General features: G+C 76.1%; 1 protein-coding gene. It reads right to left on the bottom strand.

The window, feature by feature from the left end:
- A partial coding sequence (locus ACVNF4_RS36510) for a DUF5691 domain-containing protein (protein WP_461807104.1) occupies nt 1–895 on the bottom strand: 895 nt, incomplete at both ends.

Raw genomic sequence — 895 nt, 5'->3', positions numbered from 1 at the left:
ACCACTCCGCGTCCCCCTGCCGGACGGCCGCCCGGCACCACGCGGCGTGCAGTTCGCCCAGCCAGCCGTCCGCCACCGGCAGAGCGACGATCTCCTCCGGTGTACGGCCGCCCAGCCGTGCGGGCCAGGCACCGAGCGGCGCGGCCTCCACCAACTGGCCGAGCCACCACGACCGTTCACCCCGCCCCGTCGGAGCCGTCCTGATCACACCGTCGCGCTCCATGCCCGCGTCGCACTCGTGCGGTGCCTCCACGACGATCGACGGGACCTCGGTCATGCGGTCGAGGGCGACGCACGAACTGGCGCGGGCCGCCATGCGCGTGGCGAGCGCCGAACCGGGGAGCGCGGAGAGCAGTTCCGCCGCCGTCGACCGGACGTTGCGGCTGCGGTCGGAGAGCGCCTGCTCAAGGAACGGCTCGTCGGCAGGGGTCAGCCCGGTGCGCAGGGAGTCCAGGAACATCAGGCGGTCCTCGGCGCGTTCGGCCGGCCAGGTCGACCTCAGCAGCTCGCGTGCCGCGCCGGCGTCGCGGGTGCGCAGGGCGATGAGCAGGGTCACCCGCTCGGCGAACAGGCCCTCCTCCCACAGTCGCCGGACCCGCTCGGTCTCCTCCGGGCCCGGCAGCGCCACCCCGTCCCCGGCCGTCGCCCGCAGCGCGAACCGCCAGTCGGGGTTGAGCCGCGCCAGCCACAGTGCCCTCGGGCCCGCGAACTCCAGCGCCGACGGCCGCAGATCGGTCCGGCCCCGGGCCGCGTCCAGCAGGGCCGGGAGGGACTGCGGGGGTGGCGCGTACCCGTGGGCGTTGGCCGCGGCCAGCCACTGGGGGAGGAGTTCCATGAGGTCCGGGGCGGCTCCTCGCCGGCCACCCGGCTGGGCGCGGTCGGTCAGCAGGAGCGT

The sequence above is a fragment of the Streptomyces sp. S6 genome (assembly GCF_054880855.1).
The sequence above is the reverse complement of the archived record's forward strand: the minus strand, read 5'-3'. Positions and strand labels throughout refer to the sequence as shown.